Source organism: Bradyrhizobium sp. UFLA05-125 (assembly GCF_059803515.1).
Genome location: NZ_JBANBJ010000011.1, coordinates 106638 through 122139, shown reverse-complemented (window position 1 = coordinate 122139; position 15502 = coordinate 106638). Strand labels below are relative to the sequence as shown.

General features: G+C 64.6%; 15 protein-coding genes. 7 read left to right on the top strand and 8 right to left on the bottom strand.

All coding sequences use genetic code 11. The features are described 5' to 3' along the window. Positions 1–23 precede the first annotated feature (23 nt). Complete coding sequence (locus tag SO156_RS13845) at positions 24–1499, bottom strand: M48 family metalloprotease (RefSeq protein WP_498535148.1); 1476 nt, start codon at positions 1497–1499, stop codon at positions 24–26. A 69-nt stretch (positions 1500–1568) separates the two neighbouring features. Beyond that, complete coding sequence (locus tag SO156_RS13840; RefSeq protein WP_498535174.1) at positions 1569–2321, bottom strand: thermonuclease family protein; 753 nt, start codon at positions 2319–2321, stop codon at positions 1569–1571. 217 nt (positions 2322–2538) lie between these two features. On the opposite strand from SO156_RS13840, the gene SO156_RS13835 reads away from it, so the two are divergent. The 4 genes from SO156_RS13835 to SO156_RS13820 all read left to right on the top strand — a co-directional run bounded on the left by SO156_RS13835 (position 2539) and on the right by SO156_RS13820 (position 7764). Next, entirely contained in the window at positions 2539–3750 is a 1212-nt protein-coding gene (locus tag SO156_RS13835; RefSeq protein WP_458148583.1) for an ABC transporter substrate-binding protein, read from the top strand. A 179-nt stretch (positions 3751–3929) separates the two neighbouring features. Then, complete coding sequence (locus SO156_RS13830; protein WP_458148582.1) at positions 3930–4721, top strand: enoyl-CoA hydratase; 792 nt, start codon at positions 3930–3932, stop codon at positions 4719–4721. A 2-nt stretch (positions 4722–4723) separates the two neighbouring features. Beyond that, a complete protein-coding gene (locus SO156_RS13825) occupies positions 4724–5488 on the top strand; it encodes a VOC family protein (protein ID WP_498535147.1) in 765 nt (254 codons plus the stop codon). A gap of 161 nt (positions 5489–5649) precedes the next feature. Beyond that, positions 5650–7764 (top strand): acetate--CoA ligase family protein, encoded by a 2115-nt coding sequence (locus tag SO156_RS13820; protein ID WP_498535146.1) that lies wholly within the window; start codon positions 5650–5652, stop codon positions 7762–7764. Between the two features lie 97 nt (positions 7765–7861). On the opposite strand, the gene SO156_RS13815 is transcribed toward SO156_RS13820, so the two are convergent. Genes SO156_RS13815 through SO156_RS13805 form a run of 3 tightly spaced genes read right to left on the bottom strand, consistent with a single transcriptional unit; the run spans position 7862 to position 10923 of the window. Then, on the bottom strand, positions 7862–8668 hold the full coding sequence (locus SO156_RS13815) for an enoyl-CoA hydratase/isomerase family protein (RefSeq protein ID WP_498535145.1): 807 nt from the start codon (positions 8666–8668) through the stop codon (positions 7862–7864). Between the two features lie 11 nt (positions 8669–8679). After that, complete coding sequence (locus SO156_RS13810) at positions 8680–9840, bottom strand: acyl-CoA dehydrogenase family protein (protein WP_498535144.1); 1161 nt, start codon at positions 9838–9840, stop codon at positions 8680–8682. A gap of 18 nt (positions 9841–9858) precedes the next feature. After that, positions 9859–10923 carry an acyl-CoA dehydrogenase family protein gene (locus SO156_RS13805; RefSeq protein ID WP_498535143.1) on the bottom strand — a complete coding sequence of 355 codons (1065 nt, stop codon included), beginning with the start codon at positions 10921–10923 and terminating at the stop codon, positions 9859–9861. Between the two features lie 237 nt (positions 10924–11160). On the opposite strand from SO156_RS13805, the gene SO156_RS13800 reads away from it, so the two are divergent. Then, the gene (locus SO156_RS13800) at positions 11161–11946 is read left to right on the top strand and encodes an SDR family NAD(P)-dependent oxidoreductase (RefSeq protein WP_458148576.1); all 786 of its coding nucleotides are present in this window, start codon (positions 11161–11163) and stop codon (positions 11944–11946) included. A 197-nt stretch (positions 11947–12143) separates the two neighbouring features. On the opposite strand, the gene SO156_RS13795 is transcribed toward SO156_RS13800, so the two are convergent. Continuing rightward, entirely contained in the window at positions 12144–12410 is a 267-nt protein-coding gene (locus SO156_RS13795; protein ID WP_458148575.1) for a GlsB/YeaQ/YmgE family stress response membrane protein, read from the bottom strand. A gap of 48 nt (positions 12411–12458) precedes the next feature. Further along, on the bottom strand, positions 12459–13052 hold the full coding sequence (locus SO156_RS13790; protein WP_458148574.1) for a YidB family protein: 594 nt from the start codon (positions 13050–13052) through the stop codon (positions 12459–12461). 190 nt (positions 13053–13242) lie between these two features. Between SO156_RS13790 and SO156_RS13785 the strand changes: the two genes are divergently transcribed. After that, the gene (locus SO156_RS13785; protein ID WP_498535142.1) at positions 13243–14250 is read left to right on the top strand and encodes a 2-dehydropantoate 2-reductase; all 1008 of its coding nucleotides are present in this window, start codon (positions 13243–13245) and stop codon (positions 14248–14250) included. Positions 14251–14278: 28 nt separating this feature from the next. Next, the gene (locus SO156_RS13780; RefSeq protein WP_498535141.1) at positions 14279–14494 is read left to right on the top strand and encodes a hypothetical protein; all 216 of its coding nucleotides are present in this window, start codon (positions 14279–14281) and stop codon (positions 14492–14494) included. A 220-nt stretch (positions 14495–14714) separates the two neighbouring features. Here the strand turns inward: SO156_RS13780 and SO156_RS13775 are convergent, their stop codons facing one another. Then, on the bottom strand, positions 14715–15305 hold the full coding sequence (locus SO156_RS13775; RefSeq protein ID WP_498535140.1) for a hypothetical protein: 591 nt from the start codon (positions 15303–15305) through the stop codon (positions 14715–14717). Between the last annotated feature and the right edge of the window lie 197 nt (positions 15306–15502).

The window sequence follows — 15502 nt, the reverse complement described above, 5'->3', positions numbered from 1 at the left end:
CGCTTTGCCCACCCTACGAGAGCTCAATCCACCACGATCTTCACGCGGTCGCGCACTTTCACCTGCGCGTGGGCGTCGAGGCCGTTGAGCACGCGGAAGCGCTCGGTCGGGTGATCGACGCCGGCCATGCGGTGAGCGAGCGATTCCACGGTGTCGCCGGGCTGCACGGTGATCACCTTGATGCGCAAGGGACGCGCGGCCTGGATTTCCTCGAGCGTCAGGCGGCGGAATGAGTTCACCGTCTCGCGCGCGTTGCGCTCGCTCTCGGTGGTCTTCTGCCGGCTTGCGAAGATGAAGCGGTAGACGTCGCTGCCGAAGCGCAGCGCGTAGACCTTGAACTGCCACTGGTCGCCCTTGGCGGTTACGGCGGCAGCCGGGAAGCCGTTGATGGTGATGTCCTCGGTCGAGGATTTGTCGACGCCTTCCATCCATCCGGAATTGAGATAGTCGCCGAGCGTCTGCTCGGCCGGCACCCGCACGACGTCGAAGCGCATCGCCTGTGAGCCGCCCTCGCGCACGCCGATCACCGCTTGCGCGGTGTTGTCGAGCGTGAAGTTGTCGGGCGCCTGGAAGGTGAAGCCGAGCTTGGGGTGCAGGAAACGGCGGCCACGAACAAAGCCTTCGCTCGGGTCCTCGCCATAGACTATGTTGTCGATCGCGCCGAGATAGGCCTCGCGGTCGCGCTCGGCGCCCTCCGGCGCTGCATATTGCCGCGCGATCGACTGGGCGTTCTGTACGCGCTCGGGGGTAGCCGGATGCGAGGAGGTAAAGTCCTGCGCGCGCGGATCGAGCGCGTTCTTGCCGGCCTTCAGCTCGGCGTTGCGCTCCATCGCCGAGAGGAAGCGCGCCGCGCCATAGGGATCGAAATGCGCCCGCGCCGAGATGCCGACGCCGATGCCGTCAGCCTCGAATTCCTGGTTGCGCGAAAAGCTCGCCATGGTGAGCTTGGTCTTGGCGAGCGCGAGCGCGGTGAGCTCGGGATCGTTGCTCATGTCGGTGACGACGCGGGTGACGATCGCAGCTTGGCGCGCCTGGTCCTCGCGCATCGCGGCGTGCTTGGACAGCACATGCGCCATCTCATGGCTGAGCACGGACGACAGTTCGGAGGTGTCGCTGGCAAGTGCGAGCAGGCCGCGCGTGACATAGAGCTGGCCGTTCGGCAGCGCGAAGGCATTCACCGCGCCGGAATTCAGGATCGTGACCTTGTAGCCCTGGTCGGGACGATCGGAGGCCGCGACCAGGCGCTCGACCGTCTTGGTGACGAGCTGCTCGAGCCGGGGATCGTCGTAGGCCCCACCATAGCTGGCAAGGATGCGCTCGTGTTCCTTCTCCGTGGCCGGCGTCTGCGCCACCGCGGGCTTCGGCTTGGGCGGTGCGACGACCGGCGGGGCCGCGGTCTGGAACCGGCCCATGTCGCCGCAGCCCGAGAGCAGCGTCCCGAGGCCAAAAGATAGACCGAGGCAAAGCGCAGCCGGCGCAGCCCGAAGGCGGCGGCTCACCTCTGTTCCGCGTCCCAAAACCCCATCCACGTCGCTTAACCCGTGCCTGGCCTTAAGGCCTTACCCCGGCTAGTTCGTGCCCAGCAATTCGATCTGTCCCACCCGGAGCGCGTCAATCCGCGGCCCAACATTTCCCTCGACCCAACCCCGGACTCGAATCTTTCGATTTTCCAGGGACTTGAGAACGATCCCAGCGCTCTCGAAGGCCGGAACCATGCGCCTTGAAATAGTCACAGCAAAGCCGCGTGTCCAGTTCCGGCCGAAGTTGAGGTAAGTCGTTGCCCCAGCTTGCCGGACGGAGAGGACTTTACCCTCGACCACTACGAAGCGCCCGATCCCGGTCAAAATATCGTCCGGACTTTCCGCGTTTTTTATGACCAATGGGTCAGCCCAGCTGCCCTTTTTTCCGCGACGCGCCTCGGCCTCTGCCGCCATCAGGGCTGCCGCGCAGTCCTTGTCTGCGATCTCGGCGGAGACGATTGCATCACCCTGGGACAACAGGAGGGCCTGTACGGAGGTGTCGCTCTCGCCGACGAAAACCAGCGCTGGCTGACGGCCATAGCGGTCCGGCGTGTCATCGGTGCCGCGCAGGCGAACGTCGCGGCCGGCGAGCATCGCGGCCAGCGCCTGCTTCGTCGTTGCAGTCGGCTCGATGCCGAGGAGGCGCGCCTCGCGCCCGTCATCGAGACGCAAGCTGCGCGCATCGACGATGTCGGCGACGCGTCCTTCGCCCTGCGGTTCGAACTGGCAGGCAGCGGCAAAGGCTGTGTCGTGACAGGTCGCGAGAAGCGCTGCTGCGATGAGTATCGTAGGGTGGGCCAAGCGAAGCGTACCCACCACACTCGTTGTTCGAGGAAATTGGCCGGCACGGCGCGTTTGCGCCTTTGCCCACCCTGCGAAGTCATTCCATTTTGCGGAAAACAAACGTCTCACCTCGCGATGCTGCAGCGCTTGCTGCACCCTGACGCATGCTGCATGATCTCGCCAATACCAATAATCAAGCCGCCATCAGAGTACGGCGCGATAAGGGAGGTTTGCCATGAAGAGGATTTTGTCCGGCATTTTCATCGCGGCGTTGGTCGCGAGCACGGCGCAAGCCCAGGACAAAGCCCAGGACAAGCCGCCTCTCAAGCTCGGCGGCATTCTCGACATGTCGAGCCTCTACGCCGACATCACCGGTCCTGGCAGCGAGATGGCGGCCAAGATGGCGGCGGAGGATTTCGGCGGCGAGGTGCTGGGCCGCAAGATCGAGATCCTCGCAGCCGATCACCTCAACAAGGCGGACCTTGCCGCCAACATCGCGCGCGACATGATCGACAACCAGGGCGTCGAGATGATCTACGACGTCGCGGCCTCCGCCACCGCGCTTGCAGCAGGCGAGATCGCGAAAGCGCGCAACAAGATCGTCATCTTCAATGGCCCGGGCTCGATCCGCCTCAGCAACGAGGCCTGCGGCCCCTATACCGTGCACTACGTCTTCGACACTTTTGCGCAGGCCAACACGACCGGACTTGCCGCTGTGAAGTCCGGCCTCGACACCTGGTTCTTCCTCACCGCAGACTATGCCTTCGGCCAGGATCTGGAGAAGGACACCAGCACTGTCGTGGTGAAGGCCGGCGGCAAAGTGCTGGGCAATGTCCGGCATCCGCTCAACACCTCGGACTTCTCGTCCTTCCTGCTTCAGGCGCAGGCCTCCAAGGCCAAGGTGATCGGGCTTGCCAACGCCGGCGGCGACACCGTCAACGCCATCAAACAGTCGGCCGAGTTCGGCATCATGAAGGGCGGCCAGAAGATCTCGCCGTTGCTGGCCTTCGTCACCGATATCGATTCGATCGGGTTGGAAACCGCACAGGGCCTGCTCCTGGCGGAGGCCTTTTACTGGGACATGAACGACGAGACGCGCGCTTTCTCGAAGCGCTTCATGGAGCGCGTGAAGCGGCCGCCGACGTCGGCGCAGGCCGGCGTCTATTCTTCCGTCACGCACTACCTGAAAGCCGTGAAGGCGGCCGGCACCACCGATGCCGCCGCGGTCATGAAGGTGATGAAAGGGACGCCGATCAACGACTTCTTCGCGCATGATGGCAAGATCCGCGAGGACGGCCGCATGGTGCACGACATGTACCTGTTCGAGGTCAAGAAGCCGTCGGAGTCCAAGGGGCGGTGGGACGACTACAAGCTACTCGCCACCGTGCCCGGCAACGAGGCGTTCCAGTCGCTCGAGCAGTCGCGCTGCCCGCTGGTGAAGAAATAGCCGTCATTGCGAGGAGCGAGCCCGACAACAGGTCGTCATCCCGGGGCTCGCGAAGCGAGAGCCCGGGATCCATCGGGCCGCAGAGATCGCTGGGGGATGGATTCCGGGCTCGCGCCAAGGGGCGCGCCCCGGAATGACGATGTGAGAGAGTGGCACCATAGAAGAAAGGCAAAACACCCATGAGCAACGACATGGTCCTGCAAAAGCTCGAAGGCGGACTGCTCACCATCACCATGAACCGCCCCGAGCGCAAGAATGCGCTGAACCCCGACATGGTGCGCGGGCTGGTCGAGGCGGCGCGGCGCGCGGCCGATGATCCGGATGTCCGCGCGGTGCTGTTCAGGGGCGCCGGCGGCAGCTTCTGCGTCGGTGGCGACGTCAAGTCGATGGCCGAGGGGCGTGCGCCGCTGCCGTTCGAGACCAAGCTCGCGAACCTGCGCCGCGGTATGGAGGTGTCGCGCATCCTGCATCAAATGCCCAAACCCGTGGTGGCGCAGCTCGACGGCGCGGCGGCTGGCGCGGGTCTCTCGATGGCTCTGTCCTGCGACCTTCGCATCGCCAGCGAGTCCTGCAAGATCACGACCGCCTTCGCAAAGGTCGGCTTCTCCGGCGATTACGGCGGCACTTATTTCCTCACCCAACTCATCGGCAGTGCGCGGGCGCGCGAGCTTTATCTGATGTCGCCCGTGCTGAGCGCGAAGGAGGCGCAGGCCATCGGCCTCGTGACGAAAGTGGTGCCTGACGCCGAGATTGACGCCGCCGCGCACGAGCTCGCGCTGTCGCTGGCGCAGGGTCCGTCGATCGCCCTTGGCTACATCAAGCGCAACATCAACAATGCCGAACACCTCCCGCTTGAGGACTGCTTCGACGGCGAAGCCATTCACCACACCCGCTGCGGCGATACCGAGGACCACAAGGAAGCCGCAAAGGCTTTTGTCGAGAAGCGGAAACCCACTTTCAAGGGCGCTTGACCATGGCACCTTATATACGCTTGCGGCAGATCTGCCTGGTTGCGCTTCAGCTCGAGCCCGTGATCTCCGATATTGCAGGCATCATGGGCCTTTCCGTTTGCTATCGCGACGGCAATGTCGCGAAATATGGCCTGGAAAATGCGCTGCTGCCGATCGACACGATCCTGCTGGAGGTGGTGGCGCCGTCCAGGGACGGCACCGCAGCCGGCCGTTTCATCGCCAAGACCGGTGGCCGCGGCGGCTATATGGCGATCTTCTGCTGCGACGATCCGGACGCGCGCGGCCGCAACGCGAATGCAATGGGCGTGCGCACCGCGAACGTGATTGACCATCCGCCCTATCAAGGGGTGCAACTGCATCCCCGCGACTGCCGCGCCGCCTTCATCGAGTTCAATCACACCAAGGGCAGCGACGATATCTTGGGCCCCTATCCGCCGGCGGGGCCGGATTGGCAAAAGTTCATCCGCAAGGACGTGACGCAGGCGCTGACGGCGGTCGAGATGCAGAGCCCGGATCCGCAAGGCCTGGCCGAGCATTGGGGGAAACTGATCGGCGTCGCGCCGAGCAAGGCGGATAATGGCGAGACCGAGCTGAAGCTGCCTAACGCCACCTTCCGCTTCGTCAAGGGCGGCGCTGAAATCATGAGCGCGCTGGAGTTCCGCGTGGCCGATGTCGCGGGTGTTCTGCACGCTGCAAGGGAGAAGGGGCTCGCGGTAGCAGGCAATGAATTCTTGCTGAGTGGGGTGACGTTCCGGCTCAGTGCTTGACCAGTTGGCACATTTGCCTGTTGGGTCGTCATGCCCGAGCTCGTCCCGGGCATCCGCGTTCTTGACCCGAGATGCTGGTGCAGGAGGCGAGGCGTGGATGGCCGGGACAAGCCCGGCCATGACGGGGATAGGTTGAACAAGAGCAAAGAGATACATACCCGATGCCGCATCTGCTCGACAGCTTCTTCGCGCCGGCAAGCATCGCGCTGATCGGCGCCTCGCGCGATCATGAGAAGATCCCGGGCCGGCTGCTGTCGATGCTGCGCAAGAACGAGTATCCCGGACGAATCTATCCCGTGAACCCGAACTACGCCGAGATCGACGGGCTCACCTGCTACAAGTCGATCGCCGACATTGGTGTGCCGATCGATCTTGCCGTCATCATGATCCCGGCGCTCGTGGTGCTGCCGGCGCTCGAGCAATGCGCCGCCGCCAGCGTGAAGAACGCCGTCATCATCTCCTCGGGCTTCGCGGAGGAGGGCGGCGACAGCGCCGTGATGCAGCAGGCAATCGCTGATCTGGCCGCACGCACGGGCATGCGCATCTCCGGCCCGAATGCCGAAGGGTTTTTCAGCCAGGTGCAGCGCGTGGCGGCGACGTTCAGCCCGGCGGTCGACGTCAAGCCGGGCGTGGCGCCGCTGGTCGCGACCACGCGGCGGATCGGCATCGTCGCGCAAAGCGGCGGCATCGGTTTTGCCTATTACAATCGCGCGAAGGCGCTCGGCGTTGCCGTGAGCTACGTCGTCTCGACCGGCAACGAGTCCGATCTCGGCGCTGGCGAGTTCCTGGATTATCTGGTGCAGGACGCCTCGACCGAGGTGATCCTGCTGTTCATCGAGGGCATCCGCGACGTCGAGAAATTTCTCGCAGCTGCACGGCGTGCCGCCGGGATGAAGAAGCCCGTCATCGTGACCAAGGTCGGCCGCAGCAGTGCGGGCGAGCGTGCGGCGGCATCACACACTGCCAGCATGGCCGGATGGTCCTCGGCTTATGATGCCGTGTTCGCCAAGTACGGCTTCATCGTCTCGAACGATCTCGACGAAGCGCTCACGATCGCCGCGGTGCTTGCCAGCAATCCGCTGCCGAAGGGCGATCGTGTTGCAGTCGTCACCGTGTCCGGCGGCGCGGGCATCTGGGGCACCGATGCGGTGGCGCTGAGGGGCTTGCAGGTGCCGGAGCTCTCCGAGCCGGTTCAGGCGGAGATTGAGACATTGATGCCGTCCTACGGCACTGCACGCAATCCGATCGACGTCACCGCCCAGGGCGTGACCTCGGGCGGTTTGCAGAAAAGCGTCGATCTGCTCAGCGCTTCCGACGAGGTCGATGCGATCCTGGTCATGCTGTCGCTGTCGAGCGAGGTGCGGATGCCCTTCAAGGAGGCGGAGCTGAAGCCGCTGCTGGCGGCGCAGAGGAAGCCCGTGGTGTTCTATTCCTACACGCTGCCATCGGATTTTGCGCGACGGGAGCTGGCCAAGTCCGGCGTCGTTGTGCTGTCGGGCCTCACCCATGTCGGGGGCGCTTTGCGGCAGCTTGTGGACTTCGCGAGATTTGACCTGCCCAAGCCTGCGGAAGAGGCGCAGCGACCGGGGCACGATTTCTCGGCTTTTTTGACGTCGCCGGTGCTGTCCGAAACCGACAGCAAGGCCCTACTCCGTTCGGCCGGCATCGCGCTCCCGGACGAGGTGCTGGTCGCAGAGAAGAGCGGACTCGATTCGGCGATCGCGCGTGCCGGCTTTCCGCTGGTGATGAAGATTCAGTCGCCCGACATTCCGCACAAGAGCGAGGTCGGCGGCGTGCGGGTGAACGTTACGACCAAAGGCGAGGTGTTTCTGGTGTTCGAGCAACTCCTGAACAATGCGCGCAGGCATCGGCCGGATGCCGCGGTTCAGGGCGTTCTGGTTGGGCCAATGGCAAAGAAGGGCGTCGAGATCATTGTCGGCACGATGACGGACAAGACGTTCGGCCCGATGGTGATGGTGGGGCTCGGCGGTATCACGACCGAATTGTTCCGCGACGTCATCTACCGCCCCGCGCCGGTAAGCGCGGCGGAAGCTGGCGCGATGCTGGCCGGGCTGAAAGCAGCGCCGCTGCTGAACGGGTTTCGCGGGGCTGCCAAGGCGGATGTTGCGGCACTGGCGCAGTTGATCGCGGACATCTCCGTGCTTGCGGCACGGCATGCGCGGGAGATTGCGGAGATCGAGCTCAATCCGGTGCTTGTACATCCGGAAGGGCAGGGTGTGACGATCGTGGACGCGCTGGTGGTGGGGCGGAAGTAGCTAGCGCAAACACCGCTGTCGTCCCGGCCTTCGCCGGGACGACAGTCGAGAATATGGCGACAGCGGAAAGCAACGGCGTCGGCTTGCGCAGTCGTAATCACCGCCCCCTGAAATTCGCCACGCGCCGTTCTTCCGTCGCCTTCACGCCCTCCTTGAAATCCTCCGTCGCCCGCAATCTCGTCTGCTCGGCGAGCTCGTGATTGGTCGCCGCCATCACGCGATCGGCCAGCCCTGCCCGCATCGTGGCACGCGTGGAGACGAGGCCGAGCGGCGAGCATTCGGCGATCTCGCCGGCGAGCCTCAACGCGGCCGCCTTCACCTGGTCCTGCGGCACCAGTTCGTTGGCAAGGCCCCATCTGTGGGCCTCTTCGCCGGTGACGCGGCGGCTGGTGTAGAACATCAGCTCGGCGTTGTTCTTGCCGATCAGCTCGGGCAGCGTCACGGTCAGGCCGAAGCCGGGATGGAAGCCGAGTTTGGTAAAGTTGGCGGAGAAGCGCGCCTCCGGGCAGGTGACACGAAAATCTGCCGACACCGCGAGCCCGAGCCCGCCGCCGATGGCTGCGCCATGCACGGCGGCGACGATCGGCTTCTTGGCGCGGAAGATGCGAACGGCCTGGATGTAGAGATGATTGATCGGCCCAAGGCTATCGGCCGGATCGCCTTTTGCTGCGCGCGCCTCCTGCTCCTGCCGGGCCGGGTCGTTGAAATTGGCGCCGGCGCAGAACGCCTTGCCCTGCGCCGACAGGACGGAGGCGCGGATTTCGATGTCAGAATCGAACTCGTCGAGCGCATCCGCGATCTGGTTGATCAGGGAGATGTCGAAGAAGTTGAGCGGCGGGCGGCGGATCTCGATGGTGCCGACGTGCCCGACCTTCTCGACGCCGATGTCCTTGTAGCTCGTCATGATGATCCTCGTTAGCGCAAACCAAGTCCGCGGGCGATGATGCCGCGGAGCACTTCGGTGGTGCCGCCCTGGATGGTCAGTTTCGGCGCGGTCTTGATGGCGAAATCGAGCTGCCGCTCGAGTGTCTCGCGATTGGTGGCAGTCTCCTCGACGAAGGCGGCGAGATCGCGCACGCGATGCGGCAGCTGCTGCTCCCACACCGTGCCGATGTCCTTGACGATGGAGGCCTCCACCACGGGCTCCTTGCCGGCCTGCAACATGCCGGCAACCGAGACCGACATGCGCCGCATGGTGTGGAGCTGCGCGACGAGGCGGCCGATGCCTTCGGCGCTGCGCGTATCCGGATCGCTGCCGATTGCGCGCACCAGCTCGGTCAGCACGTAGTAGGTTTCGAGGAAGCGTTCCGGACCCGAGCGCTCGTAAGCGAGCTCGGATGTCGCCTGCTTCCAGGCGCCGTCGACCTCGCCCAGCACGTGATCGTCAGGAATGAAATGGTCGGTGAAGACGACCTCGTTGAACTCGTACTGGCCGGTGATCTGGCCGATCGGGTTCACCTTGATGCCCGGCTGCTTCATCTTGACCAGGAACTGCGTCAGGCCGTGACGGCGGTTTTCCTTGGTCGGCTGCGAGGTGCGGAAGATCGCGATCATGTAGTCGGCGATGTGCGCCGACGAGGTCCAGATCTTTGTGCCGTTGATGAGATAGCCCCCGTCGGTCCTGGTCGCCCGCGTCTTGGCCGCGAACAGGTCTGACCCCGAATTCGGCTCGCTCATGCCGATGGCAAAGCACAATTCGCCGCGGCAGATGCGCGGCAGGATGTCCATCTTGATGTGCTCCGGCGCGTATTTGAGCAGGATCGGCCCGCTCTGGCGGTCGGCGACGAAGAAGCGCCGCGTCGGCGCGTTCGCGACGCGCATCTCTTCCGTCACCACATAGCGCTCGAGGAAGGAGCGCTCATGGCCGCCATATTTCTTCGGCCAGGTGATGCCGATCCAGCCGCGCTCGCCGACGCGGCGGGAAAATTCCGGCACGTCGGTGTCCTCGCGATTTGGCTTGAAAGGGTTGAAGGTGCCGCGGGCCATTTCCTCGGCGAGGAAGGCGCGCACTTCCTTGCGCAGCTCCTCGCATTTCGGCGGCAGGCGGATCGGATCGAAACGGAGGGCAGCGGTCATGTTTTTGTTTCCTATCCCTCAGCGTGATGCCACCAGCGGCCACAATTCATCGGCGCCTCTGGCGGCAACGAGCTTGCCGAGCTCGACGGCCCAGTAGCTCTCCGAGCCGAAATCGTCGCGCCAGGCCAGCGCCCGCAGCGAGTAGCGATGCAGGATGTGCTCGATGGTGAAGCCGATTGCGCCGTGCACCTGATGCGCGATGGCGCCGCCCTTTTCGGCGGCCTCCGCGCAGCGGATTTTTGCGGAGGCGGCTTCGAGATAGACCTCGTCATTGAAGGCGGTCGCGCTCGCGATCGCATCGGCGGCGGAGGTCGCAGCCGCCAGCGCCGCGGCGGATTCGCCGGCGAGCTTTGCGAGGTTGTGCTGCACCGCCTGGAATTTCGAGATCTTCTTCTCGAACGCGACGCGCTCGTTGGAGTAGCGCACGGAAATGTCGAGCATGGATTCCAGCGCGCCCGCGATCTGGAGGCTGCGCGCCACCCCGCCCATCAGCATCAGCGTGGTCTGATCAAGGTGCTTCGGCGCGGGCTTGATTGTGATGGGCGCGACCTTGTCGAGCGTCACGACATCGCTGTCGTCGTAGCCGACATTGAGCCCGGCCTCGACCTTAGCCTTGCCGGCATCGACCAGCGCGATGGACACGCCGCCTGCGCCATGCGCCAGCACCGCAAAATGCCTTGCGGCTTTCGCAAAAGGCACGTCGCGGACGCGGCCGGAGAGCGAGCCGTCGGGATTGAGGGTGATGCGGTTCTGCGGGCTTGCCGGCAGCACCGTCATCTCGCCTTCGGGGGAGGCAATCTTCGCCTGCGCGAGCAGCCAGCCGGCGAGCATGGTTTCGGCCAGGGGAACCGCAATGGCAAAACGTCCCGCCGCGTTGAGGAACGCAAAGCCGTCGGCAAGGCTTGCGCCGGAGCCGCCAAGGTCCTCCGGCACCCACGCCAAAGGCAGGCCGGCCTCGCTCAGCGCCTGCCACAGCGGCGCTTTCCACGCGTCCTTCTTGTCGTTGTTGATGGTTTGCGGATCAGCGAGATCGGCGAAGATTTTCTCCGCGGTCTCGACGACGATGTTGTCACTCTCCGCCACAGCGTTCCCCGTGTTTTGCCATTGGCGCGCCCGTGTTTTCGAGCGGGTGCGCAGCTCTCTTCTTGCGCCCGATGATCGGAAAAAGCCACGGCCCTGACAAGCGTTGGTCGCAGGTCCGCCTGCGGCGCGGGCATGGGCAAAGAGACTAATTCCGCTTAGCGGAGTTTGGTCGATTTGCAGCCGTCCGCAAACTCGCTAAACAGACCGCTGGCATTCACAGCAAGAGAGGATAACCGGATGGCAAAGGACGGCTTGTGCGCAATCGTGACGGGGTCCGCATCCGGTCTTGGAGCTGCGACCGCGGAAATTCTCGCGCGCGGCGGCGCGCGGCTTGTCATCAATTACTCCTCGAGCCAGAAGGAAGCCGAGGCCACCGCCGAGGCCTGTCGCAAGGCAGGCGCGGCCGAGGTTGTGATCGCGCAGGGCGATGTCTCGCGCGACGAGGACTGCCGCAGGATCGTCGCGGCGGCCGAGGCCTGGGGCCGGCTCGACGCGCTCATCAACAATGCCGGTACGACCAAGCACGTCGCTCACGCCAATCTTGACGGATTGTCGGCGGAAGATTTTCAGCGGCTCTATGGCGTCAACACCATCGGTCCATTCCAGATGGTGCGTGCCGCACGTAAGCTGCTCGAGGCCGGCGCGAACGCCTCGGGGCGGGCGTCAGCGGTGGTGAACGTGTCCTCCGTTGCCGGCATCAGCGGCGTCGGTTCCTCGATCGCCTATGCCGCGAGCAAGGGCGCGCTCAACACCATCACGCTGTCGCTGGCGCGCGCGCTTGCGCCGCTGATCCGCGTCAACACGGTCTGTCCCGGTTATATCGATACGCCCTGGTTCACCAAGGGCCGCGGCGAGGATGCTGCCAAGCAGGTGCGCGACAACGTGGTCGCGAAAGTGCCGCTCAAGGTCGCCTCGAGCGCCGACGACGTCGCGCAGCTCGTCTGCTTCCTGGCAACGCCAGCCTCCAGCAACATGACCGGCGAGATCGTGCGCATGGATGCCGGGCTGCATTTGGTTACGTGATGCGTCATTGCGCGTTTACGGCAGGTGCGATTCACATCCCCGCTGTCGTCACCCGCGAAAGCGGGTGATCCAGTATTCCAGAGACATCAATCGTATGCGGGGAAGCCAAGGCGTACTGGATGCCCCGGTCAAGCCGGGGCATGACGAGCGGAGTAGCAGCAGAGGCTCGTGGTTTCAGTTAGCCCCGGCTTATGCCGTCAGCCCTTGATCACGCCGCTCGCCACCAGGCGATGCCAGATGAACAGCACCACCACCGCGCCGATCGTGGCGGTGATGAAGCCGGCGCCCTGGTCCAGGCTGTAATGGCCGATGGCCTGGCCGATAAAGGTTGCGAGAAACGCGCCGACGATGCCGAGGACGGTGGTGAGTATGAAGCCCTGCGGATTCTTCGGTCCCGGCATCAGCCAGCGCGCGATGAGGCCGGCGACGAAGCCGACGACGATGATCCAGATAATCCCGCCCATGTTCGCAACTCCCCTTGCAGCAACGATACGACTGAAATCAGAGCTCGATCAGATCCTGTCCGACAGCTCGTTCTCGGTCGGCAGCCGTCCGTCCGGCGTCAGGTGATCGATCACCTTCGGTAAATACTGGCTGAGACCTGACAGGAGCTCGTCGCGCGACAGGCCGCTCTGGGCCGACAGGCTCTGGATCTGGTCGGCGCCGAGCGCGTTGGCGAGATCGCCCGGTGCGATAGGCTTGTTCTCACCCTTGCCGACCCAGGAATTCGCCGTTTCGCCATGGCCGCCTTGCTGGAGCTGGTTGAGGAGATCGCCGAGCCCGCCGCTGAGCACGCTGCCGGCCGCGCCGCCGGCGAGCAGGCCGCCGAGGCCGCCCTTGAGCACATCGCTGAGCCCGCCGCCGCCGGGCGCGCCGCCCGGAAGCGCTGCGCCGCCGGCATTCGCTTGCGTCGGCGGCGGCAAGGGTGACGATTGCGGCGCCGCGCTGCCTTGGCCTGCCGTCAAATGCTTGAATGCCTTCCACGCCAGCAGGCCAAGGATCGCCATGCTCATTGGCGACATGCCGCCGGAGGATTCTTGCGAGCTCGGCGTGCTGGGGCCGCGCGGGCCGTTCTGCATGCCGTTGAGGACGTCGAGTAGACCCATGGTGCTCTCCCGCTGAACATGCCCCGGGCGAAAACATATGGGGCTCTCATGACGGTTACAAGGCGGTCGCGCCGCAACCGCAGGGGCCGATGGGCAAGCGGCGCGGCCTTTGCTATCGAAGGTCCGGCAGGCGCAGGTCCGGTCAACGCCGCTGTCGAAAGCGGCAAGTTGTTTGGGGAGCAGAGATTAGGTGGTGACGGATCGACCGATCGCCGTTGCGGGCGCGGGGGCCATCGGCTGCTTCGTCGGCGGCACGCTCGCTGCCGCCGGCCGCCGCGTGGCGCTTCTGGTGCGGCCGCGGGTGAAGACCGAGATCGAGCGGTTCGGCCTGCGCCTGACCGATTTCGACGGGGATGAACGGCGACTCTCCGCAGGCCAGCTCGCGCTGTCGGAAGATGCCTCGATTTTTCACAGTGTTGGCGTCGTTCTGGTGACCGTGAAGAGCGCCGACACGACTGAGGTCGCCGAGCTGATCGCCCGGCATGCGCCGCAGGATGCCGTCATCGTCTCCTTGCAGAACGGCGTCGGCAATGTGGGTCTCCTGCGCGAGAGACTGCCGGGGCGACGCGTGCTCGCGGGCATGGTGCCGTTCAACGTCATCGCGATGGGCGAGGGGCGTTTCCACCGCTCGACCTCCGGCGACATTCATGTCGAGAAGGATCAGGCCAATACGGCCGCGGCGCTGTCGGTGCCGGGCCTTGCTATGCGCGCGAGCCCGGACATCGCCGGCGTGCAGTGGGGCAAGCTGATCATCAATCTGAACAATGCGCTGAGCGCCTTGTCCGACATGCCGCTTGCCGCGCAGCTCGCGAACCGGGACTGGCGAAGATTGTTTGCGGACCAAATGGCCGAGGGGCTCGCGACGATGACGGCGGCTGATATCAAGCCGGTGTCGGCGACGCCGATTCCGCCGCGCTGGACGCCGACGCTGCTGCGATTGCCCGACATGATCTTCAACGTGATCCTGGGGCGGACAATGAAGATCGATCCCGAGGCGCGCTCATCGATGTGGCAGGACCTGAAGCAGGGCCGCAAGACCGAGATCGACTATCTGCAGGGGGCGATCATCGCGCTGGCGGACCAGCACGGGGTGGACGTGCCGCTGTGTCGCCGCATTGCTGCGCTGATCAGGGAGGCGGAAAGCGCAGGCCAAGGCCCGCCGCGCCTGACGCCGCGGCAGATCCGCGGCCGTGCATGAGCGTGCTGGTCCGACCCGAGGCGTGCCGATGAAGCCTGTTCTGATGATGGTGATTGCGGCTGCGATGCTCTGCGGTGCATCCACGCTTGCGCAAGCCGTTCCACCCACCGTCACACCGTCGCCCGGCTATGACAGGCGGTTGCAGGAAAGCCGGTCGGCGCCGGGCGGCGCGACGACGACGGTTGCGCCGACCACCGCGCCGGCGACCACGCACAAGCATTCAAGGAAGAAGCATACGAATTGACGCGCTGCATGGTGCTGCGGCTTATCAAGGCCAGTTGGCGACGCTCGAGGCCACAGGCTCCCTTGTCATTCCCCGCGAAAGCGGGGAATCCAGTACGCCGCGGCCTATCGATTCAATCACAGCCGTCTCTGGAATGCTGGATCGCCCGATCAAGTCGGACGATGACGGCGGAGGGTAAGGAGAGTCCCCGATCCCGGCTCGCAGGGACGGTGCGAAGGTTTCAGCCCTTCTTCGCCTTGCTCGGCGCCGGGCTGAACAGCTTCTTCAGTTCGTTCAAGCTCTCCGACAGCCTTGGCCATTCGCAGGAGAACGAGTCCTTGGTGCATGCCTTCGGGCGCGGCTGCTTGGGCCGCTCGACCGGAACCGGCACGCGCGCCGTCTCGGTGCGCAGTGCGACCTGCTGGACTTGCTCTTGTTGTTGCTGTTGCTGCTGCTTAGCGGCGGCCTCGGCAGCCAGGTTGGCCCGACGCTGATTGGCGAGATAGGCGGCGTAGGACTCGTCGATCTTTTTCTGTTCCTCCGGCGTCGGATTGGGACCGGTGATGTCGAAGCTGCGATCCTGGAGGACGTCGTAGTAGGTGTACCCGCCACCTATCTTGCGGCGGCCGGCGAACTTGGCGTTGCACTCGGCGAGCGCCGCCGTCTTCTCCTGCTTGGTTGCATATCTCTCGGCCCGATCGGCGCATTCCTCGAAATCGCCCGGCGTGCGCTTCCACCATTCCGCGCGGGCATGCGCCGGCATCAGCAGGATGAGCCCTGCAATCAAGCCAAGCGACAATCTCGCGCTACGCGAAGCGATCACGAACGACATTCAACAGATACAATCTTTGTGGAACTCAACTGAATCAGCCGAATTTTCGCCTGTTTCCAGCCACTTGTCACCCGTGGAACCCGACATTTTCATGGCTGCATTGCTGACATTTTTTGCTTGACGTGGCCAGCCGGTCACAGCGGCATGGCACATGATGCGCATAGAGTTGCAAGAAGGCTTCAAGTCAAGAAGGCTTC

Bases quoted from the DNA above. Each gene is read 5' to 3' on its own strand.
- SO156_RS13835 (WP_458148583.1), top strand. From the start codon at position 2,539: ATGAAGAGGATTTTGTCCGGCATTTTCATCGCGGCGTTGGTCGCGAGC.
- SO156_RS13830 (WP_458148582.1), top strand. From the start codon at position 3,930: ATGAGCAACGACATGGTCCTGCAAAAGCTCGAAGGCGGACTGCTCACC.
- SO156_RS13825 (WP_498535147.1), top strand. From the start codon at position 4,724: ATGGCACCTTATATACGCTTGCGGCAGATCTGCCTGGTTGCGCTTCAG.
- SO156_RS13820 (WP_498535146.1), top strand. From the start codon at position 5,650: ATGCCGCATCTGCTCGACAGCTTCTTCGCGCCGGCAAGCATCGCGCTG.
- SO156_RS13815 (WP_498535145.1), bottom strand. From the start codon at position 8,668: ATGACGAGCTACAAGGACATCGGCGTCGAGAAGGTCGGGCACGTCGGC.
- SO156_RS13810 (WP_498535144.1), bottom strand. From the start codon at position 9,840: ATGACCGCTGCCCTCCGTTTCGATCCGATCCGCCTGCCGCCGAAATGC.
- SO156_RS13800 (WP_458148576.1), top strand. From the start codon at position 11,161: ATGGCAAAGGACGGCTTGTGCGCAATCGTGACGGGGTCCGCATCCGGT.
- SO156_RS13795 (WP_458148575.1), bottom strand. From the start codon at position 12,410: ATGGGCGGGATTATCTGGATCATCGTCGTCGGCTTCGTCGCCGGCCTC.
- SO156_RS13790 (WP_458148574.1), bottom strand. From the start codon at position 13,052: ATGGGTCTACTCGACGTCCTCAACGGCATGCAGAACGGCCCGCGCGGC.
- SO156_RS13780 (WP_498535141.1), top strand. From the start codon at position 14,279: ATGAAGCCTGTTCTGATGATGGTGATTGCGGCTGCGATGCTCTGCGGT.
- SO156_RS13775 (WP_498535140.1), bottom strand. From the start codon at position 15,305: ATGTCGTTCGTGATCGCTTCGCGTAGCGCGAGATTGTCGCTTGGCTTG.